The 23,994-nt window shown below is 35.4% G+C and carries 19 protein-coding genes and 1 pseudogene; 12 read left to right on the top strand and 8 right to left on the bottom strand.

Annotation, left to right across the window (positions count from 1 at the left end; all coding sequences use genetic code 11):
* From A9G42_RS05060 to A9G42_RS05070, 3 genes are all read left to right on the top strand, one after another.
* Positions 1-1,173 (top strand): reverse transcriptase domain-containing protein (locus A9G42_RS05060; RefSeq protein ID WP_179854607.1); only part of this gene is annotated, 1,173 nt, incomplete at its 5' end.
* Between the two features lie 367 nt (positions 1,174-1,540).
* The gene (gene sspA, locus A9G42_RS05065) at positions 1,541-2,173 is read left to right on the top strand and encodes a stringent starvation protein SspA (protein ID WP_065566228.1); all 633 of its coding nucleotides are present in this window, start codon (positions 1,541-1,543) and stop codon (positions 2,171-2,173) included.
* 47 nt (positions 2,174-2,220) lie between these two features.
* Entirely contained in the window at positions 2,221-2,622 is a 402-nt protein-coding gene (locus A9G42_RS05070) for a ClpXP protease specificity-enhancing factor (protein WP_065566229.1), read from the top strand.
* A 299-nt stretch (positions 2,623-2,921) separates the two neighbouring features.
* On the opposite strand, the pseudogene A9G42_RS05075 reads toward A9G42_RS05070, so the two are convergent.
* Positions 2,922-4,001, bottom strand: a pseudogene (locus A9G42_RS05075) (IS3 family transposase).
* Positions 4,002-4,285: 284 nt separating this feature from the next.
* Here A9G42_RS05075 and A9G42_RS05085 point away from each other — a divergent pair.
* The 5 genes from A9G42_RS05085 to dld all read left to right on the top strand — a co-directional run bounded on the left by A9G42_RS05085 (position 4,286) and on the right by dld (position 9,334).
* Complete coding sequence (locus A9G42_RS05085) at positions 4,286-5,746, top strand: hypothetical protein (RefSeq protein ID WP_065652809.1); 1,461 nt, start codon at positions 4,286-4,288, stop codon at positions 5,744-5,746.
* Between the two features lie 23 nt (positions 5,747-5,769).
* The gene (locus A9G42_RS14290) at positions 5,770-5,895 is read left to right on the top strand and encodes a hypothetical protein (RefSeq protein ID WP_255305765.1); all 126 of its coding nucleotides are present in this window, start codon (positions 5,770-5,772) and stop codon (positions 5,893-5,895) included.
* Between the two features lie 438 nt (positions 5,896-6,333).
* On the top strand, positions 6,334-6,906 hold the full coding sequence (locus A9G42_RS05090; protein WP_065652810.1) for a hypothetical protein: 573 nt from the start codon (positions 6,334-6,336) through the stop codon (positions 6,904-6,906).
* A complete protein-coding gene (locus A9G42_RS14700; RefSeq protein ID WP_442903191.1) occupies positions 6,846-7,169 on the top strand; it encodes a YcxB family protein in 324 nt (107 codons plus the stop codon). Before A9G42_RS05090 ends, A9G42_RS14700 begins: the two co-directional genes overlap by 61 nt.
* A 467-nt stretch (positions 7,170-7,636) precedes the next feature.
* On the top strand, positions 7,637-9,334 hold the full coding sequence (dld, locus tag A9G42_RS05100; protein ID WP_065652812.1) for a D-lactate dehydrogenase: 1,698 nt from the start codon (positions 7,637-7,639) through the stop codon (positions 9,332-9,334).
* A gap of 96 nt (positions 9,335-9,430) precedes the next feature.
* On the opposite strand, the gene mutS is transcribed toward dld, so the two are convergent.
* Entirely contained in the window at positions 9,431-11,992 is a 2,562-nt protein-coding gene (mutS, locus tag A9G42_RS05105; RefSeq protein WP_065652813.1) for a DNA mismatch repair protein MutS, read from the bottom strand.
* 294 nt (positions 11,993-12,286) lie between these two features.
* Between mutS and A9G42_RS05110 the strand changes: the two genes are divergently transcribed.
* Positions 12,287-12,943: a hypothetical protein gene (locus A9G42_RS05110; RefSeq protein ID WP_065652814.1), complete on the top strand. Its 657-nt coding sequence runs from the start codon at positions 12,287-12,289 to the stop codon at positions 12,941-12,943.
* A 1,160-nt stretch (positions 12,944-14,103) separates the two neighbouring features.
* On the opposite strand, the gene cydC is transcribed toward A9G42_RS05110, so the two are convergent.
* The 3 genes from cydC to trxB are packed head-to-tail and all read right to left on the bottom strand — an operon-like array spanning position 14,104 to position 18,428.
* Positions 14,104-15,735 carry a heme ABC transporter ATP-binding protein/permease CydC gene (gene cydC / locus A9G42_RS05115; RefSeq protein WP_065652815.1) on the bottom strand — a complete coding sequence of 544 codons (1,632 nt, stop codon included), beginning with the start codon at positions 15,733-15,735 and terminating at the stop codon, positions 14,104-14,106.
* The gene (cydD, locus tag A9G42_RS05120; protein WP_065652816.1) at positions 15,729-17,459 is read right to left on the bottom strand and encodes a heme ABC transporter permease/ATP-binding protein CydD; all 1,731 of its coding nucleotides are present in this window, start codon (positions 17,457-17,459) and stop codon (positions 15,729-15,731) included. Before cydD ends, cydC begins: the two co-directional genes overlap by 7 nt.
* A gap of 15 nt (positions 17,460-17,474) precedes the next feature.
* Positions 17,475-18,428: a thioredoxin-disulfide reductase gene (trxB, locus tag A9G42_RS05125; protein WP_065583446.1), complete on the bottom strand. Its 954-nt coding sequence runs from the start codon at positions 18,426-18,428 to the stop codon at positions 17,475-17,477.
* Between the two features lie 367 nt (positions 18,429-18,795).
* Here trxB and A9G42_RS05130 point away from each other — a divergent pair, with 367 nt between their 5' ends.
* Positions 18,796-18,981: a hypothetical protein gene (locus A9G42_RS05130; protein WP_065566774.1), complete on the top strand. Its 186-nt coding sequence runs from the start codon at positions 18,796-18,798 to the stop codon at positions 18,979-18,981.
* A gap of 79 nt (positions 18,982-19,060) precedes the next feature.
* On the opposite strand, the gene A9G42_RS05135 is transcribed toward A9G42_RS05130, so the two are convergent.
* Both A9G42_RS05135 and A9G42_RS05140 read right to left on the bottom strand, forming a co-directional pair.
* Positions 19,061-19,732, bottom strand: a complete 672-nt coding sequence (locus A9G42_RS05135) for an NAD(P)H-dependent oxidoreductase (protein ID WP_065566775.1) — start codon at positions 19,730-19,732, stop codon at positions 19,061-19,063.
* Positions 19,733-19,741: 9 nt separating this feature from the next.
* A complete protein-coding gene (locus A9G42_RS05140; RefSeq protein ID WP_065566776.1) occupies positions 19,742-21,004 on the bottom strand; it encodes an AmpG family muropeptide MFS transporter in 1,263 nt (420 codons plus the stop codon).
* A 285-nt stretch (positions 21,005-21,289) separates the two neighbouring features.
* On the opposite strand from A9G42_RS05140, the gene A9G42_RS05145 reads away from it, so the two are divergent.
* Together A9G42_RS05145 and mltB are read left to right on the top strand one after the other, a co-directional pair.
* Positions 21,290-22,279, top strand: coding sequence for a 2-hydroxyacid dehydrogenase (locus tag A9G42_RS05145; RefSeq protein ID WP_065566787.1), 990 nt, complete (start codon positions 21,290-21,292; stop codon positions 22,277-22,279).
* A 57-nt stretch (positions 22,280-22,336) separates the two neighbouring features.
* A complete protein-coding gene (gene mltB / locus A9G42_RS05150; protein ID WP_065566777.1) occupies positions 22,337-23,410 on the top strand; it encodes a lytic murein transglycosylase B in 1,074 nt (357 codons plus the stop codon).
* A 71-nt stretch (positions 23,411-23,481) separates the two neighbouring features.
* On the opposite strand, the gene A9G42_RS05155 is transcribed toward mltB, so the two are convergent.
* On the bottom strand, positions 23,482-23,994 hold a 513-nt coding region (locus A9G42_RS05155), incomplete at its 5' end, for a sulfite exporter TauE/SafE family protein (RefSeq protein ID WP_065652817.1).

The following is a 23,994-nucleotide window of genomic DNA, read 5'->3' on the forward strand; positions in this document are numbered from 1 at the left end:
AGGGAAACAAACCAACCTGCGCAGTGGGTATTAGATGCAGATATACAGGGCTGTTTTGACCATATTAGCCATGAATGGTTAATAAATAATATCCCAATGAATAAAAGGATATTAAAGAAATGGTTAAAATCGGGCGTTGTGGATATGGGGCAGGTAAAAGCAACGGAGGAAGGAACACCGCAAGGCGGCATAATTTCCCCGACACTAGCGAATATGGCGTTAGATGGCTTAGAGAAAGTGCTCGCTGAACACTTCGGTGAAAAAGCAAGTAAGAAAATCAGGCAACATAAAACGTACATGGTAAGGTATGCGGATGACTTTGTCATATCAGGGATTTCGAAAGAGTTACTGGAAGAAAAGGTTATCCCAGTGGTTAAGGCGTTTCTCAAAGAAAGGGGATTAACTCTATCGGAGAGAAAAACCAACATCGTGCATATCGAGCAGGGTTTTGACTTTTTAGGTTGGACGGTAAGAAAGTTTAACAAGAGTATCATTATCAAACCGAGTAAAAAGAATGTGAAAGCATTTTATAACAAGGTAAGAGAGAGGATAAAGAAGTTAAGCATGATAAAACAAGAAGACTTAATAAAAATACTTAACCCAATGATAAGGGGGTGGGCAAACTACCACCGAAGTCAAGTCGCCAGTGAAGCTTATGGGCATATGGATGCATTAATATGGCGGGCTTTATGGAATTGGAGCAAAAGACGACACAGCAAGAAAGGCAAACGTTGGATTAAAGAGAAATACTTTAAAACAACCGCTAATCGAGTGTGGAACTTTGGTACTACGATAAAAGACCGTCATGGTGTAGAGAAATGGGTTGAATTATTGCAATGTAGCAAGACAGCAATCAAACGACACATCAAAGTAAAATCGGACTATAACCCGTTTTTACTTGAATGGGAAGTATACGGAGAAACATTATACCAAAAACGGATGTATGAGGAATTCGCTCACAGAAGTAAATGGCAAATGTTGTATAAAACTCAAAAAGGTCGTTGTGGATTATGTTTACTCCCTATCACAAAAGAAACGGGATGGCATGACCACCATATAATCTACAGAGTGCAAGGGGGCAGTGATGCCTTGAAAAATAGAGTATTACTGCATCCTATCTGCCATAATAAGGTTCATGCGCTGAAGTTAGAAGTAGTGAAACTGGCTTATTAAGTCAATTGGAAGGCTTGAGCTGTATGCGGAGAAATTCGCTCGTACAGTTCTTAGGGGGCGGTGGCACAGTAATGTGCTACTGCTACCCGACTACAACTTTACAAAAGTTCTCAAAACCCGGCCAAGGCTGGTTTTTTTTTCGTAAATACATCCACATAACTAAAAACACTATTTTCATTGGAATTAGCTTATATAGTAAAAAGCATTTTCTATTAAAACGTATATACCACCTGATATCTTATTGCCATAAAACAGTTTCTTAAAATAAAGATAACAATAAAATTCATTTTTTTAACAAATTTGTTATTCAATTTGTTAGAATAGTAATCAATGAAGCTTATTTTAATTTTTCATATTTGGAGTGAATATGGTTGTTGCTGTTAATAAACGTTCTGTGATGACATTATTTTGTGATACAACAGATATTTACGGGCATCAGATTCGTTTTGTGCTGGCAGAAAAAGGGGTAACTGCGGAAATTGAGTTTGTAACGGCAGATAATTTACCTCAAGAATTATTGGATCTTAATCCATATGGTTCAATCCCAACATTAATTGATCGCGATCTAACGTTATATGAACCACATATAGCATTAGAATATCTTGATGAACGTTTTCCCCACCCACCATTAATGCCTGTTTATCCTATTGTTCGTGCTAACTCTCGATTAACAATGTATCGCATCAAAAAAGAGTGGTATAGTGCTTATGAAACTATTGTTAATGATCCTAGTAGTAATGAAGCACAGCTTGCACGTAAAAATTTACTTGATGATCTTGTTTCTATTTCGGTCATATTTAAAGAAAAGCCTTATTTTATGAGTGATGATTTTACGTTAAGTGATTGCTATTTTGCTCCATTATTATGGCGTTTACCGATGCTTGGTATTGAGCTACCTAAAGTTGCTGAAAAAAATTATTTGGCATATATGGCACGAATTTTTGAACGACCAGCTTTCATTAATTCATTAACAGAAGACGAAAAAAAGATAAGATCATAATAATAATTTTATCTGACTTATAATAATCGTAGACAAGGTGGCTTTTTATGGAACTTGAGCAAATGACTCCTCGCCGGCCTTATTTATTTAGGGCTTTTTATGACTGGATTCTAGATAATGAATTAACACCTTATATTGTGGTTAATACTTCGAAATATGGTGTGATAGTTCCTCAAGAATTCATTCAAAATAATCAAATTGTATTAAATATTGCTCCTCATTCTGTAGGTCAATATTGTGCAACGAACGAACAAGTAGAATTTAATGCTCGTTTTTCGGGTGTCCCTCAACACATTGTTGTACCGATGGCGGCTATTGAAGCAATTTATGCGCGTGAAAACGGCATTGGTATGGGATTTGAAGATGAACCGCAATATCATCAAGACCAATGCGAAACTCCACCTCAACAACCGAAACCAAAAACTAATCCATTTCGTGTTGTAAAATAGCTATTTTATTTGTTATTACGCCCATGCACATATTAGTAAATGGGCGACATAATATTAATTAGTGTAAAAATATCACTACATTTAACTAAATTGATTCTACTACTTTTGATAAAGGTTAGCTTGTTTTTTTATGTATACTTATGTAACTACGCCTTAAAATAGTGCATATAAAAATAGAAAATTCTCTATAATAAAATGAATAGAATTCAATTATGAAAAAATTTCCCATCACAAAATCATATCTATTATAAAAAAGCTGTGTGAATACCCCAAGCTTAGTACACAACTCACGTAGAAAATCATGCTGCTTGTTTTAGTGTTTTATACTCAATCGGTGTCATGTTATTTAACGCCTCATGCGGTCTTTCGGTGTTATAAATGGTTAGCCATTCTTCGGTTACCTTTCTTGCTTGTTCTAGATTATTAAATAGATATAAATCAAGTACCTCAGTGCGATAGGTACGGTTAAATCGTTCAATATAGCCATTTTGATAAGGGCTACCAGGCTGGATATAATCAATGGTTATATCATGTGATTTAGCCCAATTTATAAAGGTTTTTCCTGTAAATTCTGGCCCATTATCGACCCGTATTTTTAATGGATACCCATGATATTCGGCCAGTTTATCCAAATAACGAGTCACTCTACCTGCGGGTAAGCTTACTGCAATATCAATACCTAACGCCTCACGATAAAGTCATCGATGACATTGAATGTCCTAAAGCGACGTTGATTACGACTACTGTCACTCATAAAATCCATTGACCAACATTCACCTTGTTTATTGGGAGCCAATAACTTTTCTGGCTCCCGAGGTGGAATTCGTTGTTTTCGTTTTGTTTTAAGATTCAGTTTTAACTCACAATACACCCGATAAACACGTTTATGATTCCAACGATATCCCTGTTTTCTGATTCGATTAAAACACTTAGGAAAGCCCCAACGTAAATGCCGGTCTGTGATAGCATTCAACACCGAAACAATCACCGAATCATCCTGTAACTTAGATTGATAATAGTAAGCACAACGGCTTAAGCCAACAATAGCACAACTCATAACAATAGTAACCGAATGATTTTGTTGTAGTTGTGCGCCCACGTTTTACGTGCCTTTGTGGGTACTAAAGCTTTTTTATAATTTCTTCCTAGAGCTGGGATTTTAAGCTCAGTTCGGCAAACATCTGCTTAAGCTTGCGGTTTTCAGCCTCCAGCTCCTTCAAGCGTTTGATATCCGAAGTTTCCATTCCGCCGTATTTTTCCCGCCATTTATAGAAAGTTGAATTACCCATGCCATATGTACGGCACAGCTCTTTAACGGGAATACCCGCTTCAGCTTCTTTTAAAATAGCTACGATTTGATGTTCAGTCATTTTTTTCATCATTAAATCCCCTTTTCTTTTATCATAGAGAATTTTCTACTTTTTTTCTGTACTATTTTAGGGGGTAGTTACCATACCTAATAGTATTGCTTTAGAGAATAGCTATACAAGATATCATCCAACAAGAGGACGTGACAATCAAAGTATAGCGAGTGTTTGGGCTCATTATGATGTTCGGGTTTTTGAGAGTAAGTTTTTGGAAAATCAGTTTTTTGTCAAAACAGCAAAAGATATCAATGGTAAATATTTACAAGAGTTAGTTAAAAATTTAGGAAGCTAATAACATGTTTGGATTTTATTTTTATATAATAAAAAAATATATATCGTTAGCAAAACTTGTTTGTTTATTATATGTTTTTTTGAATTTTTCATATACTTATGCAAAAGATATTAATCAAGCTTATTGGGTTTTAGATAAATATATTGAAAATAATTATCTAATGAAAAAAGATAGTTATAACCCTAATTATTTGAATAATTTACGAGTTAAGTTAGTTAATAATATCATTTATATTAATAATAACCAGTATAATGTCAGCGTACATCGAACATCTGATTTATCCCAATTGCTCACAAAAAATCTAATTGAAAATCCAATTATCAACGAATTTATTTTACCGAATGGTGATGTAAATTATTTACAATTCGATGATGTTTTAGATGCTGATTTAGCTAAATTATTATTGCCAAAGCATAGATTGATTTTTGGAAATGATCAGTTATTATTTATCAATGAATCTTTTGTTGCATCTTTTTTAAAACCCCAAAACAAGTATTCATTTCAAAAATTAAGTAATAGATTTCCCTCATTAGATTTACCAATTAATTCTAAAAGATCAGCGAAATTTATTCAGGATGAGAATTATTATAATTACCCTCAAAATATATCAAGAAGTTTTGCATACTATTTAAACTTATTCGATAACGATAGTTTATATGAACAGTTAAATAATTATTTAATTGATTTAAATGGAATAAAGCTACCTCAAATTAATAATGTGATAAATCCAATTTTAATAACTGGCACACAAGAAAATGAAGAGCAAATAATTTATCTTTACCTTTTATCAGAACAATATGATTTTTTAGATAAGATAATATTAAAAAATTATTATGGCGCAACAAGAGATGAGGCAACAAATATGTATCCAGCCGGTTTTGGTGGTTACAATATAGACAAAAACTATTCCATTGAACGCCAACAACGCTTTGAAGATGAAACAATAGAAATACAACATTTTCAAATTACAAAAGAAGGAAAGTTTCAAGAAATACCGGTTACGTCTAATTGCTATAGCAAATGGGCTACTAAAGATCCAAATAAACATTCGCCTAGAAGTCTTTTGTTAACAAGTAAGCAAGCTAATAATTATTTACGTTTTGAGGGGGGTCAATTAGAAGAGCTTGATAGTGCGACATTAACTTTAAATGCTAATGAAAAAAAACTTTGTATTAATTATCAACAATCTTATCCGGTAAACTTTGGTAAGACTAATTCAAAACAATTTTTTGATAATGAGGCATTATATCAACAGCAAGTAGAAAATTTTAAAAAATATCACATTGATATCAGTAACGAATTGGAATATGCCACATTTGAAAATATTGATGAACTACCTATAGCTAAATTTTTATTAAATGGCAATCAAGCCATTTATATGAACAATACATTATTTATTGTAGGTAAAGATTATTTTGTGGCTTACAGACAACCAACAAAAGAGGAGTTAGTGTATACTCAGTAGCACAAAGGTATTAATGATTTGCCATGAAACGAGCATTAGCAGATGGATTACTGGAGAGTGAAAAGACAATTATATTAGTTGAAAAAGAAGTCAGATTAATCCATGCCTTTGGGCGAGGTCACTATTTAAGCTGGTTGTATAGTGGATAGGTTACACTAATTAGTACCCGTTTTATAAGGTCATTGCTATGATAAACAAAAAAACAGAAAGTGGTACCAACAATCACCAATTGCATTTCAAAAAGAAAAAATGCAGTGTAACTACCCATTAAAATAGTGCAGTAGAAAATTCTCTATGATAAAAGTAAAATGGGATTTAATGATGAAAAAGGGCTGAATCAAATTGTAGCTATTTTAAAAGAAGCTGAGGATGGTATTCCTGTTAAAGAGCTGTGCCGTAAATAGGGCATAATTCAACTTTTAAGGAAAACAAGCGAAGAATGGTTAACGATTTATAACACCGAAAGACCGCAAAGGCATTAAATAAAATAACATGACACCGATTGAATATAAAGCACTAAAATAGGTCGCTTAATTTTCTACATGAGTTGTGTACTCAGTTTGGGATATTTACAAAAGAGCTAAACAATGAATAAAAAAATAACTGTAGAATATAAAATCAACTCGCAATATTTGTTAGATTCGTACTATGCTCAGTCTGGCGTGCTAGATAAAGAGTTTGCCGAGAGTTTAGACCGCTCAATAGCCGACAATATGCGAAATTTTCTAATCACATTTGATGATGAAAAAATGCTATTACATAATCAGGATAAAAGTGAAACCAATACTTACTATTATCAAGACTTTTATCAAATCCATAAAAAAGCAGATGGGTATCTATTTTTTGTTAATTGCACAATATTTTATTTTATTAAATTTGACCTATTTAAACCCGAACATTTAACAATATTAGACAATAAATTAAGGCCATATTACGAAAAAGAGTGTGACGTACCATTAGCTGTTATTGAAAATTACGAAGTGACAACAAAAAGAATCCTAACGGGGCTCAAGTATTTGTACCGTAATATAACGATCGGAATGTTTGTAATACTTTTTATTATACTGATAGATTTTATTTTTATCAAATTTCTCTATCTATGCTATTGGGCTCTATTTTTGCCGTGGTTGGGTATCAATTGTGTTTGCGATTATCGGTGAATCGCATTGTTAAATCGGTGAATAGCGTTTATCGCCGTGCAATTATCACATTTTATAATGATAAATTAGAATGCACATATAAAGAAAAACTATCTGGGTTTAAAATTAAATATTCGGAATTTTATAAGATAAGAAAATTAAAGAAAGGCTATTTAATACAAATACAAAAATATTCTTTTTATTTTCTTTTTTATGACGAATTTACTCATCAGCAACGGCAAAAACTTGAGGAAAGTTTTAAGCAAAATAAGAATTATTGTTAGTCATATTTGGTATGCATTTAATCTTACACCTCTCAACTACCCAGAGGGATATTTTCTTGTCTTATTTTTACGGATGTTACGTTGTTATTTCTAAGATTAAAGTTAATGATTAAGCGAGAAAGCAATAATACACCTTAAAATAAGATAAATCATATCAAATCGATTTTTTATTGTTAATGATAAAAATTGCATATGCCCATTCCATCATAAAAAAGTGAATGTATAAGAAAGCGTAAATTCTTGCACTTGATGCTCAATGATAACCGATAACTTATCCATTATTTACGCTTAAACTTAACGACTATACTTCACGGTTAATCTATTTTTCATGAAAAACAACTATTAACGCGCGGTAAAGATTGATGAAATACCGATAGCTAATTGTGTAGCTTTTAGTTAAGATGGTTGATTATTAAATAACCAGTGTTAACGCAATACAATTTTCAATATACATGGGACATACCGATATGAAAAGTAATCAAACAGCTAAACTCATTGAGAAGCTACAAAGTATTGTTGGACATAAATATACTTTAACTACTCCTAGCCGAACACTTCCTTACCGTCAAGGTATTCGCTTTGGTAAGGGAGATGCCTTGGCGGTAGTTTTGCCAGGCACACTTGTTGAGCAATGGCAAGTTTTAAAAGCTTGTGTTGAGGCTGATGTGATTGTGATTGCACAATCAGCGAATACAGGTTTAACAGGAGGATCTACGCCAGATGGCAATGATTATGATCGCCCTATCGTTATTGTTAGCACTCGCAGATTGGACGGGATTAATGTTATTAAAAATGGTGAACAAGTTGTTTGCTTGCCAGGTAGCACGCTCTATCGGCTAGAAAAAGAATTAAAAAAATATCATCGAGGTCCACATTCAGTGATTGGCTCATCTTGCATTGGTGCATCAGTAATGGGAGGCGTTTGTAATAATTCTGGCGGTGCGCTTATTCAGCGAGGACCTGCGTATACTCAAATGGCTGTTTTTGCTCAATTAGATCAGCAAGGGCAATTGCACTTAGTTAATCATTTAGGTATTGAGCTGGGGGATGAGCCAGAAACGATTTTGCAGAATTTGCAAAATCATACTTATACCGATAAAGATATAAATGCAGATGCAGGTTTAGGCCATGATGATCATTATTGTGAGCATGTCCGTCAAGTTGATGCTAATACGCCTGCTCGATTTAATGCCGATCCAGCCCGCCATTATGAAGCGTCGGGTAGTGCAGGACGTTTAATGGTTTTTGCTGTGCGCTTAGATACCTTTCCTTTAGAAAATAAATCAGCTGTATTTTATATTGGCACAAATAATATTACTGAATTAAATGATATTCGTCGCCATATTTTGCGTCAATTTAAAACCTTACCTGTGTCAGGCGAATACATGCATCGTGTGGCTTTTGATATTGCAGCTATTTATGGTAAACCAACCTTTCTTGCTATTCAGAAATTAGGCACAGATATGATGCCACGCCTGTTTGTTTTTAAGAATGTTGTAGATCGCATTACCGCTAAAATTCCGTTCTTTCCTAAGAATTTTTCGGATCGGTTTTCTATTTTTGTTTGTAAATTATTACCAAAGCACTTGCCCAAGTCGTTGCGCAATTATCGTGATTGTTACCAGCATCATCTTATCTTAAAAATGGCAGATGATGGAATCGCTGAGGCTGAAGCTTTTTTAAAAGGCTATTTTCGAAATAAAAATGGTAATTATTTTTTATGTAATGAAAAGGAAGCTCAAGCAGCGATGTTACACCGCTTTGCTGCCGCAGGAGCTGCAACGGCTTACCGCAATGTGCATAGTAAAACAGTAGAAGACATTGTGGCACTTGATATTGCATTAAAACGCAATGATACCGATTGGTTTGAAACGCTACCAAAAGATATCGATCAACATTTTATTCACAAAATGTATTATGGGCATTTTTTCTGTTATGTTTTTCATCAAGATTATATTGCCAAAAAAGGTGTGGATTGCGATAAAATTAAGCACGATATTTTAGCATTACTCGACCAGCGAGGGGCTCAGTATCCAGCAGAGCATAATGTTGGGCATTTGTATCATGCGAATGATGATTTGAAAAAATTCTATCAACAGCTCGATCCAACAAATAGCTTTAACCCTGGTATTGGTAAAACATCAAAGAAAAAGCATTGGGCGTAATCACACCTAAAAATCTAACTGCCAAAAGTCAATTTGGCAGTGATTATTGATAGTTGTTAAATTGTAATGTGATAAAACAATTATTGCGCTTGCACATTACAATAATTTTTTTAATTGATATAGCATTTCTAAAGCTTGTTTAGGTGTTAAAGCATCAGGATCGATCTGTTTTAATGCTTCTTCGACTTCTGACGTTGCTGGCTCACTGATCATCAACGAAAGTTGCGATTTATCAATATGGCTACCAGCAGATTGTTTGGAAATAATTTCTAGCTCTTTCAATTTTTGTTTAGCTCGTTTTAATACTGCTTTGGGTACGCCAGCAAGCCCAGCAACAGCAATACCAAAACTTTTACTAGCCGCACCTTCAGATACTTCGTGAATAAAAGCAACAGTATTATCGTGTTCAATAGCATCAAAGTGGATGTTATAAACACCTTGTAGATGTTCAGGTAGTTGGGTTAATTCAAAGTAATGGGTGGCAAACAGTGTCATTGATTTGATTTCATTAGCTAAATTTTCCGCACAGGCCCAAGCTAAAGAAAGCCCATCATAAGTTGAGGTGCCTCGACCGATTTCATCCATTAAAACAAGGCTTTGTTCTGTGGCATTATGCATAATGTTGGCCGTTTCAGTCATTTCAACCATAAACGTAGAACGCCCTGAAGCTAAATCATCTGAAGCGCCAATTCGGGTAAAAATGCGATCTACTGGGCCAATTGTTGCTTTTGATGCAGGTACAAAACTACCAATATAGGCAAGCAACACAATCAAAGCCGCTTGACGCATATAAGTACTTTTCCCCCCCATATTCGGTCCAGTAATAATTAACATGCGTCTGCTTGGTGATAATGATAGTGAATTGGCAATAAAAGGCGTCTGTAATACTTGTTCAATAACCACATGCCGCCCATCTTTAATTTCTATACCTGCGTTGGTTGATAGTGTTGGTGTTTGATAGTTAAGTGTTAATGCGCGCTCTGCAAGGTTGGTTAAAACATCAAGCTCGGCAATGGCATCAGCGCTAATTTGCATATCGGCGAGTTCGGGCATTAATAGATCAAATAGCTGTTCGTAAAGTTGTTTTTCGAGTGCTAATGCTCGCCCTTTAGCTGTAAGGACTTTATCTTCATACTCTTTAAGCTCGGGGATTATGTATCGTTCAACATTTTTCAGTGTTTGACGACGAGTATAATGAATTGGCGCTAAATGGCTTTGACCTCGGCTGATTTGGATATAGTAGCCATGCACCGCATTGAAGCCCACTTTAAGCGTATCAATGCCAAGCGTTTCACGCTCTCGTATTTCAAGCTGTTCTAGATAATTGGTTGCACCATCAGCAAGGCTTCGTAGCTCGTCTAGCTCTGCATTATATCCACCAGCAATCACACCGCCATCACGAATAATCACGGGCGGGGCATCAACAATAGCATGATTTAAAATATCTGCTATGCGATCAAATTGGTTTATTTTGGCACGCAATGTGATTAATGCGGGCGAAGTAAGGCAACTCAATAGATTTTGTAACTGTGGTAATAAATTATAAGCATCACGCAGACGAGCAAAATCACGAGGGCGAGCAGTTCGCAACGCGAGCCTTGCTAAAATACGTTCTAAATCGCCAATTTGTTTTAATAATGGGGTGGTATCATCAATATAATTTTGTAATTCACTGATCGCAAGTTGGCGATTTTGTAATATTGTCAAATTGCGAATTGGTGCATGTAACCAACGCTTAAGCATTCGACTACCCATTGGCGTTTGGGTTTTATCGAGTATTTCAGCAACGGTATTTTCAGTGCCACCAGCTAGATTTTCAGTAATTTCTAGATTACGCCGAGTGGCTGCATCTAATACCACAAAATCATAGGCTGATTGTTTGATAATTGAACGTATATGAGGCAGCGCCGTGCGTTGGGTATCTTTAACATATTGCAATAAGCACCCCGCTGCACAAAGTGCGTAATGGCAGTCTTCAACACCAAATCCGACAAGATCATTGGTACCAAATTGTAAATTGAGTTGCTGTTTTGCCGTTTCAAGGTCAAAATCCCATTGCGGGCGACGGCGCAAACCATGACGATGTTCAATTAATGGCATGCATTGAAAATCTTCGGGATAGAGTAATTCAACGGGACTGGTTCGTTGCAATTCGGCTTGAATTGCTTCGAAATTATCACATTCGAAAACAAAAAATCGGCCTGAACTGATATCGAGTGTCGCATAACCATAATGGCGGTTTTGTTGCCAAATTGAAGCCAGTAAGTTGTCTTTGCGATCTTCTAGTAACGATTCATCACTGACAGTACCTGGGGTAACAATACGAACAACTTTACGTTCAACAGGGCCTTTACTGGTAGCCGGATCGCCAACTTGTTCGCAAATAGCGACGGATTCACCGAGTGAAATCAACTTGGCTAGATAGCTTTCAACAGCATGATAGGGCACACCCGCCATAGGAATAGGCTCACCATTTGAAGAGCCGCGTTTAGTGAGCGAAATATCTAAAAGCTGCGAGCCACGTTTAGCATCGTCATAAAACATCTCGTAAAAATCACCCATGCGATAAAAAAGCAAAATATCGGGGTTTTCGGCTTTAAGTTTTAAATATTGCCGCATCATGGGTGTATGATCGGAAAAATTGTCTTCATTAATCATGGCGTTATTTTTTAAATTTCGTTATGTTCCAATCTGGTAAAACAATAAGCAAGTTTCGTAACGCATTATTGCAATGTATAAAATGATATGTAGTGATTATATTATAACTGATTATTAGTTTATCACAGAAAGCTATTTTATGGCATCAGCTATAAAATCAATATCTATATCATAATCAAAAAATTGCATCAAATATTTAACATATTGATTATTATTTATTGTAAAAGTTAGAGTCCTTTAATTAGTTTTGTATATGTATTATTTTATAAATCTAACTTAAATTAAGGAGTATAAATGTTTAAATTTTTTAGAATGTTATGCGTAGTGGCATTTGCGCTATTTATCGTATCATGCTCCACTTATAAAAGTTCTGCCGAATATCATTTAGCGCAATGGCAAGCAGAATTTCATGCTAAATTTTTATCAAAAAGCCGTTTTTATTCTGAAGTTGAACCAACGGGTAATCAACCTAAAGCAAGAGTTACCGTTATTCAAATAGGGGCAAGTGATGTTAACGTAAAGATGCGGATATATGATGAAGCAACCCCTTATGACAATGGTGGTATGGTTCTTTTTCGATTTGGTGATACGGAGGCCGTAACGCCAGTTACAGATATTCATGGCGTAGCGGTTTTTGGTGATTACGTCAAACCATTAAGTCAAATTAATGTCATTCCAAATAAACCATTTATTTTTGGTTTTACAGTTGGAATGTCAACTAAAGTTGAACCAGAATGGTTTCGTCAAGGTTATACCAAGTTTTTTGTTTGCAATGGGATTAACCGCGCATTTGAATTTACTCCTAAAGCAGGCAAAGATTATTTATTCTCCGTTGGCGCTAAACCGGCACAAGACGAAAACTACCATCTTTGTTTACTCAAGCTAGAAGAATGGGATAAAAGAACTAAACAATATAAAAAAATACCGTTTATACTTTATGCTAAAAAATAATGTTTATCAAAAATGTCAAACCGCTTATACTGCGGTTTAACATTATCAATAAAAATAACACGCCAAATCAATCACTAAAAAGTAAATAAAAACATGAGGAAGATAGGAAGCCTTAATATCATCCAAAATTACTGTTTTTCCTGAAGGCTAAGTGGTTTGTAAAATCGGCACCATTTCGTTAAAGTCTCTGTGGCAAAAGTGGAGCAAATTTTTCTGCAAAAAATTTGAACATCTTAGCTATACTAAGATGACCTAGAAGAGGTGAGTATCATGGATGATACGAGTAATTATAAGTAGAGCGCATTCTGTGCTATGTGCAGGAATTAAAATACCCCGCTTTGGTGTTATTATTAATCGCTTATTTTATTTACAAAAATTAAAACGCCGGAAATCACAGCTTTCCTATAAGTTGTTTTTCACCCTAAAAATCAGTCATAAAAGCTATTTATTTTATTGAAGTTTTTATTTTGTAAAAATTAGCGATTTTTTACTTAATTTATGCGTGTGAGTAGAGGATTTCGCATAAAATCCCCGCTTTGATATTATTATTAATCGTTTATTTTATTTACAAAAGTTAAAATGCCCGAAACCGCAACTTCCCTATCAGCTGTTTTTCACCCTAAAAATCAGCCAGAAAAGCTATTGATTTTATTGAGGTTTTTATTTTGTGAAAAGTAGCGATTTTTTATTTAATTTATGCATGAGGGGAGGGGATTTTGCACAAAATCCCCGCTTTGATATTATTACTAATCGCTTATTTTATTTACAAAAGCTAAAATGCCCGAAACCACAGCTTTCCTATAAGTTGTTTTTCATCCTAAAAATCAGTCAGAAAAGCTATTGATTTTATTTAAGTTTTTATTTTGTAAAAATTGGTGGTTTTTTATTTAATTTATGCGTGAGGTTAGGGTATTTCACATAAAATTCTCACTTTGGTGTTATTATTAATTGCTTATTTTATTTACAAAAGCTAAAACGCCCGAAACTGCAACTTCCCTATAAGCTGTTTTTTACCCTAAAAATCAGTCAGAAAAGTCATTGATTTTATTTAAGTTTTTATTTTGTGAAAATTAGCGATTTTTTATTTAATTTATGCTTGAGGTTTGGGGATTTCACATAAAATCCCCGCTTTGATGTCGTTTCTTAAGATCTTATATTTGTTAAAGCGAAATAATTCGATCAAATAGCGGATTGTTGGTCAGGCGATGGGTGACCATGAGCAATGTTTTATCTTTACAGGTTTTCTTTATTAATTGAATAATTTGTTGCTCGGTTTGTCGATCAAGGCTCTCTGTTGGTTCGTCCATTAAAATTAATGGGGAATTATGCAGTAAGGCTCTTGCAATGCCGATACGGCGAATTTCGCCACCGGATAGTGTTCGTCCACCTTGTCCAATAAGTAAGTCTAAGCCTTGATCCGTAGCTAATAGTTTGTCGAGCTCAACTTGGTGTAATACATCTATTAATTGTTGCTCGGTCGCTTGTTGATTACCTATGAGTAAATTTTGCTTTAAGGTGTCACTAAATATCGTGATCACTTGTGGCACCATAGCAATCGTTTTCCGTAATGTTTTTTCATCAAGTTGATTGAGTTCAACATTGTTGATATAAATATTGCCTGATTGAGGTTGCCATATGCGATTTATTAGGCTTAGCAATGTCGATTTACCACAACCTGTTTTACCAATTATGCCAATATGCTCACCATGTTCAACTGTCAATGAAAAATCAGTTAATACCGCAAAAGGCTGATTGGGATAAGTGAAATTAATTTGCTTAAATTGTAATTTTGCCACGTTTAGATCTATCGTTCTGCCTTTTGGCACAAATTTAATATCTGGTGTTTGATTGAAAATAGCGGTGGTGCGTGTGGCAGAAGAAAGCACTTGTCCTAAAAAGATAAATGCACCAGGAATTGGCATAAGGATCTCGGCACTAGCAAGGCTAACAAATACAAATAAAGCCACTAAAGGTGATAAGGTGTATTGGGTAATTAACCATAGTACAAGTAACGTTAAAAAGCCTGCAATTAGTAAGACTAATGCACTTGATAGCGCCATTAATGTTGATTGGCGCTGCTGATTATACAACCAATCTGATTCCAGTTCATCAAGCTGAGTACGATAGCGCAGTTGCGCATTAAATAGAGTCAGTTCAGCTTGCCCTTGCAGGTAATTGATTAATAATGTTCGGTACTCACTTTGTTGTTTAGCTAGCGTTTTTCCTAGCTGCTCTCCTGCTTGGTAAAAAATAACGGGCACGACAAGTAACGTAGTTGTAAGTATGATAGTAATGATTAGTGCAATGGGTAAATTGATAGTTGCAAGTCCAATAAATAAAATGCCAATGGTCACTAAAGCAGTTACAATAGGGGCAAAGAGTTTTAGGTATAAATGATCAAGCGCATCAATATCAACAATGAAGCGATTAAGTAAATCTGCTCGTTGGTAGTGGGCAAGTTGATTAGCACTTAATGGCAAAATTTTACGAAAAGCAAGCGTTCTTAGATAAGCTAAGATTTTAAATGTAGTGTTGTGATCAACCAAACGCTCCATATAACGTGAAGCGGTGCGAGCAATCGCTGCCGCACGTACGCCGGCTGCTGGCAACATATAATTAAACGAATACAAACCAGCAACGCCAACAAAAGCGGTAGAAGCTAAAAACCATCCTGATAAAGATAATAGAAAGACACTAGCAAATAGGGTAAGAATTGATAACAATAAACCAGCTAAAATTTGCCAAAAATAGTGTTTATAAAGAGCTATATAAGGGCGCAATATGGCTAACATAAATCCTCCTCGCTATCACAAGGCAGCTTACCTTGATGTAGCTTGCTGTGGGCTAGTTGCCAGATTTGTTCATAATTCTGCATATCATCTGTTTGGTGAGTAATGGTAATGCTGTTGGGGGCAATAGGTTGTTGATCTAGATTTTGCATGGTTTGCTTGTCTAAACTAGCCGTTGGCTCATCAAGAATAATTAATTGGCAAGGTTTTAGCATAGCTCTAGCTAAAGCAATTCGTTGTGCTTGTCCAACAGATAAACGCACGGCATCTTCGCCAACTTGGGTTTCAATTCCTTCTGGTAATTTGGCAATTACATCGGCTAATTGTGTTTTGGTGATTACCTCTTCAAGTTCTTGCATTGTGGCGTTTGGCTTACCAAGTAAAATATTATCGCGAATAGTGCTATTTAGCAGATAAGGATTTTGCCCTATCCAACTCACCTTTTGCTGCCAATCATTTATATCTAATTGGTTAAATTCAATGCCATTAATTTTTAGCGAACCTTGATAAGGTAAAAAACCAAGCAACACTTGCATTAACGACGTTTTTCCTGCGCCACTGGTACCAATCAAAGCCAATTTAAACGGTGCTTGCAAATTAAACGATAGTGGACCAACGATAAATTGTTGTTCACTGGATAGTACAATTAAGTTATTTGCTTCAATGGTTTGTAATGGTTCATCCAATTTGATGTTAGTTGCTTTAATGTTAGGTTGTTTTTGCACAATGTTTTTACTTAAAAAAGTTTCGATATTATCAGCCGCTGCGATTGCTTCTGCTTTAGCATGATAGTAGGTGCCTAAATCACGTAACGGTTGAAAATATTCAGGCGCTAAAATTAATGCAAAAAAACCAGCAAATAAGGTAACAGTTCCGTTGTATGCGCCAAAATCAAATTCTCCCAAATAGGAAAAACCAAAATAAATCGCCACAATGGCGATTGAAATTGATGTGAAAAACTCTAATACAGCAGAAGATAAGAATGCAATTTTGAGTACTTGCATCGTTTTTATACGAAAATCCTCAGAAGCACGAGCTATTTCGTTAGTTTGTTTTTCGCCTTGGTTAAATAGTCGAATGGTATTGAGACCTTTTAGACGATCTAAAAAGTGACCACTTAAATAAGCGAGGGCTTTAAAATGGCGACGATTGATATCGGCAGCCCCCATTCCGACTAAAATCATAAAAATAGGAATCAGTGGCGCTGTGCAAAGTAAAATTGTAGCGGCAGCCCAGTTAAAAGGGAATATCGCTATACAAATTAAAATCGGAGTCATGCTTGCCAATCGCATTTGTGGCAAATAGCGTGCAAAAAAGTCATGCAATTTATCGACTTGTTCAATAATTAACGTACTCCATGCGCCGATCGTGTTTTGATTTAAGTAAGCAGGACCATGCAATTCAAGTTGGTTAATTAATTGGTGTCGAATTTGCTTGCGAACTTTTTGACCTATGGTAAAGTTGATTTTTTCACGCAGATAAATAAAAAATGCCCGACCGAATAATACCCCAATTAGACCGCCCCAAAAAGGTAAGATATCCGTAAAATAGTGTTGCTCAATAATAATTTTTTGTAAAATGATTGCAAGCAACGCAGCTTGGATAATCACTAATATTGTTAAAACAAAGCCAATTAAAATTGAAGCCCACAAATTGGTTTTATGCATTTTTGCATGCTGTTTTAACCAGCCAAGTAAATAGGCTTGGCGTTTTTTATCTAATGACATGAAGCTCTTTACTGTTTATTTTAAGTTGTCCAAATAGTGTTCGGCATCTAAAGCCGCCATACAGCCCGTACCAGCTGAAGTAATCGCTTGACGATAAATATGATCCATTACATCACCCGCTGCAAATATTCCCTCGATACTGGTTTGTGTTGCATTTCCTTGTGTGCCTGATTGCACTTTAATATAACCTTCATTTAATTCAAGCTGTCCTTCGAAAATGGTCGTATTGGGTTTATGTCCAATAGCAATAAATACGCCTAAAACAGAAATTTCTTCAGTTAAATTTGTATCTTGTGTGCTACGGATTCGAACGCCTGTAACGCCCATGTTGTCACCTAAAATCTCGTCAACGATGCGGTGTGTATGTAAGATCACTTTACCTTCTTTTATTTTTTGGTCTAAGCGATCCATTAATATTTTTTCAGCTCTGAAGGTATCTCGACGATGGATTAAATGTACTTCGCTAGCAATATTGGCTAAATAAAGGGCTTCTTCAACGGCAGTATTACCACCGCCAACAACGGCAACTTTTTGGTTACGATAGAAAAAACCATCGCAAGTTGCACAAGCTGATACCCCTTTGCTTTTGAAAGCCTCTTCTGATGGTAAGCCCAAATATTGTGCTGAAGCCCCTGTAGCGATGATCAATGCATCACAGCTGTATTGCGTTTCACTACCATAAAGCTTATAAGGTTTTTCGCTAAAATCGACACGATCGATGTGATCTAAAATAATTTCGGTGTTAAACCTTTCAGCATGTTCTTTCATTTTGACCATTAATTCTGATCCCGTTAAGTCAGGCGCGCCAGCAGGCCAGTTTTCAAGATCTGTGGTTGTAGTAAGTTGTCCACCTTGTTGCATTCCTGTAATTAATACGGGGGAAAGGTTTGCACGTGCAGCGTAAACTGCTGCGGTATAACCTGCAGGGCCAGAACCAAGTATTAACAAACGGGCATGTTTGGTTTTCATTTTAAATCCTTACTTATTTTGACTTTGGTCATTTTTAGCAAAACTAGTGCAATTTATAGCAGATAAGTCTAACATTATTAATCCTTATAGTGTAAAAAAAATTGATTATTGTATCAATAGGCAATCATAACAGGCTGTATTTGTATTATTTGCGTTGAGTTAATTTTTTGCGAATTAATTGGTTATCTTTTTCTTTTCAATTATTTTAAAGATATTTATTCCTTTTTAAACTTTGTTTGTTTTGGTTTTTTACTTTTAGTGTTTAAAATGTGCGCTTTTCTTATTCTTAAATTTTTTCCTATCATTTAGCAATAACATTTTAATTATTAGTTTACTCGACATCCTAACAAAACAAGGGGGAGATAAGATGAACAATCCTTCAAAAGAAAATGTAGAAGCAGTGCTTAGAAAAATTGGTTGGGCACAAGAGATTTTAAATTCGGTACAACAAAATATTAGCGATCCTCAAGTTGGTAATATTTTATCTGGTGTTGCCTTTATCATGGATTCGGCTTCATCTGAAGCTGAAGCGCTCTATCAATTAATTAAATAAACAATTAATTAAATAAAGCTCTGCTGTTTTTTCATTTATACCTTCATTCGCCGTTTGGCGATTGAAGGTATTCAATTGGTTAGCTCGTTGAATTGTCATCCGATAAATATGTTGTTATATCTAGCAATGGCCAGCGAACACGTGCTGTAGGCTCTCCGGCTCGATAGCCGAATGCTAAACATAGCCCAACACCAAATGATTCACTACTTAATTGCGGTATATATTTTTCTAAAATTTGTATTACTTTATCGTGATCAAATCCACCTATTGCACATGAGTCAATGCCTCGAAATGCAGCTGCTGTCATCATATTGGCGCTAGCGATATAATCTTGCATTTCTGACCAGTGATTAATGGTTAAACCATCAGCAAGTCCTTGCTCGCAAAAATTAATAAATGCTTGGCAAGCAATGTCGATTGCTGTTTGATCATTGGGATTAGGTAAAGTACGAGCAATAGCTCGGCGTAAGTAATCACTTTGCGAAGTGAAGTTATTGGCTTTGCGATAAAGTATGATCACAAAATGTGAACAGCTTGTCACTTGCTCTTGATTGTAGCAAACCGATCGCAATTGTGCCTTTATTTTATCACTGTCAATGACCACAAAATGCCAAGGCTCCATACCAAATGATGAGGGAGATTGTCGGCCAGCTTCTAATATATATTCAATATCATCATTATTGATTTTTTTTGTTTGATCAAATTTTTTACATGCATGTCTAAAATCAAATGCTTGGGTTAGCTTATCCATATTTTCTCCTTATGATTTGGTATTCCATGGGGCAACTTTTAATAATAATAACATACCTGGGATGGCGAGAATCGTACATAAACTAAAAAATGTTGTCCACCCCAAATATTCAACCATAATGCCTGTTGTCGCATTAATTAATGTTCTTGGAATTGATGCTATGCTAGTAAATAAAGCAAATTGTGTTGCAGTATAAAGCGGATTGGTTGTTTTTGCGATAAACGCCACAAATGCGGCGGAACCAAGGCCAACGCCAAGTGATTCGAAACCAATTACTATTGCTAATAAAGCTTTTTGGTATGTCCCTATAGCATTAAAAGGACCTTCCACCGAAAGCCAAGCAAATCCTAAAATTGAAATAACTTGTACAAGACCAAAGGACCATAGTGCGCGGTTTATTCCTATTTTTATCATCAAAATACCGCCAATTAGTGCACCCAATACGCTTGGCCATAAAGAGGCATTTTTTGCTATCCAGCCAATATCGGGGCGACTATAGCCCATTTGTAAATAAAAAGGTGTGGCTAATGAAGTAGCCATACTATCGCCTAATTTATATAAAAAGATAAATGCTAATATTAAAATGGCTGTTTTAAGCCCATTTCGAGTAATAAATTCATTAAATGGTTCAATGATGATATCTTTAAAATGGTGATTTTTTGGCATTTGATTAAGAGGCTCTTTGACCAGCAATGTCATTATGATAGCCGGTAGCATAAATAGTGCTGTAATGATAAAAACACTATTCCACGGTAAATAGTTTGATAATATAAGTGATAATGAACCAGGTACTAAACCTGCAATTCGATAAGCGTTTGTATGAATACTATTACCGAGCCCTAATTCTTTATCAATTAATAATTCTCGTCTAAATGCATCAAGCGCAACATCTTGAGTGGCGGAAAATAGCGCAATAATAAAGCAGGTAATCGCAATTAACCAGATGTTTAACTTAGGCGAAAAAAATCCCAATATTGCGATTGAAAAAGTAAGTATAATTTGGCAACCCAGCATCCAACCGCGGCGTCGCCCTAAATTAAACGGTGAAATATTATCCATAAATGGCGACCAGATAAATTTCAAAATATAAGGAATTTGCGTTAACGAAAAAGCACCAATTGTTTTTATATTTACACCATCGCTTGTTAACCAAGCAGGTAATAGTTGTAATAATAAATAAAAAGGAAGACCAGAAGCAAAACCCGTAAAAATGCAGATTAGCATCTTGGTGTTAAAAATTGTTTTCAAAAGTGAATTTTGCGCATTATTCATTATCTATCTTTATTGTTAGTTTTTAGCAAAGTGCTATCATAGCATATAACCTATAAAAATAATTCGATAAGCGAAGGTAAACACTGTTACCTAAAGTGATATTGCCAACATAACAAATTGATACGCAATATTTTTTTGAAAGCTAAAAGTCGTTTTTGTTAAAAATTGTAAAGACTATGTGTTGTGTTTCAGTATAAAAATTGTTTGAGTATAAAGATTAACGCCAACAACCAGTAAAAAATAACTAATTACCATTAAGAGGGGTTTAGTAATATGAAAAGTTCAATTAAAGTCGCTGTCTTTAGTAGCAAGCATTACGATAAAGAACACTTAGAAATGGCAAACAAAAAGTTTGGTTTTGATATTGAATATTATGAACATAAACTCAGTCATAAAACGGCTGTTACAGCTCAAGGGTATGATGCTGTTTGTGCATTTGTTAATGACGAAGTCGATAAAAAAGTACTACAAAAATTAGCCAGTTATGGCATTAAAATTTTAGCACTTCGTTGTGCTGGTTTTGATAATGTTGATTTAGCAGAAGCTGAAAAATTGGGAATTACTGTAGTGCGAGTGCCTGCTTATTCGCCAGAAGCCGTTGCAGAGCATGCAGTGGCTTTAATGATGACGCTAAATAGAAGAACGCATAAAGCCTATCAACGCACTCGTGATGCTAACTTTTCGTTAGATGGGTTAACTGGCTTTAATATGCACAATCGTACTGCTGGCGTTATTGGTACCGGCAAAATTGGTCAAGCGGTTATTCGTATATTGAAAGGTTTTGGTATGCATATTCTTGCTTATGATCCTTATCCTAATGATATTGTGGTTGAATTAGGAGCGCAATATGTTGAATTAGATGAGCTATATGCCAAATCAGATGTGATCACATTACATTGTCCAATGACACCAGAAAATTATCATTTATTAAATAAAGATTCATTCCAAAAGATGAAAAATGGCGTGATGATTATCAATACCAGCCGTGGAGCATTACTTGATGCAACAGCTGCTATTGAAGCATTAAAACAAACCAAAATTGGTGCTTTGGGCATGGATGTTTATGAAAATGAACGTGATCTATTTTTTGAAGACAAATCAAATGATGTCATTTTAGATGATGTATTCCGTCGTTTGTCTTCTTGCCATAATGTTATTTTTACAGGTCATCAAGCCTTTTTGACGCAAGAAGCATTGTTGAATATTTCTGACACCACTTTGAGCAATATTAAGCAAGTTGCGGAAGGTAAATCATGCTCAAATATTGTTAAATAATAAGAAATCCCTTATGATGTTGTCGATTTTTTAATTACTTAAGATATGGATTTTTTTATGCGCCGTATTATCGTTTGTCTTAATTTAATTTTATTGCTTGTAGCTTGTAGCAGTAATAGATCTTCAACATCGCCAATGAAAGAACACCGTGGGCATGCAAATGTCAAAGGCGGTGTTTATCTCGAAAAAGATCACAACCCATCTAAAACCGCAAGTCCGTCATTAGAAATAGATAAAGAAAAATTTATCGATAGAATGGTGAGCAAGCATGGTTTTAACCGTCAACAGCTTCGCAATGTGCTTGCTCAGACCAATAAACTTGATTGGGTAATTAATTTAATGGATAAACAAGCACCAAAATCAGGACCTGCAACAGGACCAAATGGTGCTTGGATTCGTTATAAAAATAAATTTATTACGGCAAGCAACCTCCCTCGTGGTGTTGAATTTTGGAACCAATACGAAAAAGAGTTAAAGCGTGCTTATACCGAATATGGTGTTCCACCTGAAATTATTGTTGGCATTATCGGTGTCGAAACAGGTTGGGGTAGAGTAATGGGTAAAACGAAAATTATTGATGCGCTATCAACGCTTGCCTTTTACTATCCAAGGCGTGCACAATATTTTTCTAACGAATTAGAAGACTTTTTGGTGATGTGCCGTGATGAAAGCGTTGATCCGTTTGATTTAAGTGGATCATTTGCTGGCGCAATGGGATATGGTCAATTTATGCCGTCAGCGTTTAGACGTCATGCCGTTGACTTTAACCATGATGGTCATGTTGATTTGTGGGATCCAGTTGATGCTATCGGTAGTGTTGCAAACTACTTTAAGTCATATGGTTGGCAACGAGGTAAGAAAGTGGCGGTAATGGCTGATGGTCAGGCTCCATCACTTAACTCAGGTTTTAGCACTAAATACTCAATTGAAACGCTTGCAAAAGCTGGCTTGAAACCACAAGGCTCACTAGATGGTCATACTCAGGTGAGTCTATTGCGCCTTGATATGGGCGATCGTTACCAATTTTGGTATGGCTTACCGAATTTTTATACCATAACCCGCTATAACCATAGCATGCATTATGCCATGGCAGTTTGGCAATTGGGACTTGCAGTTAAAGAAGCAAGATAACTATCGAATATTTAATATCAAATTTTATTAGGTCGTTGTTATGCGACCTTTTTTATATCTGCCAATAATATTTAAGAAATAATCAGTTTTATTGCAAGTAATAATAAAAATACACCAAAAAACTTGATCAGCTTTTTTATTGATAATTTTTGTGCAATTTGTACCCCCACTTTTGCCATAGGAATGCTCGTCAGCATAATAGTTAATGCCGCAGGTAAATAAATAAAGCCCAAGCAATATTGGGGTAATTGTGGGGTATGCCAACCCGCAATGATGTAGCCAACTGTACCACCGATAGCAACGGGTAAAGTGAAAGCAGCCGATGTTCCAATTGCTTTTCGCATATCTATACCACATTTTTGTAAAAATGGTACAACTAAAACACCACCACCCACGCCAACAAGTGCAGCAAAAATGCCAATTAAGGTTCCTGCAAATATAAAAATGCTGTTATTAATAGAAATATTTTTACTAGTATGATTTTGTGAAACTTTACTCGCTTGTAAAATAAATTGACCACTAACATAAATAAGAAAAATGATAAATATCCATTTTAACCAAACCCCTGGAATATAAGGCGTCAT

It is taken from the genome of Gilliamella sp. Nev6-6, assembly GCF_001690605.1.
GTDB lineage: Bacteria > Pseudomonadota > Gammaproteobacteria > Enterobacterales > Orbaceae > Gilliamella > Gilliamella apicola_C.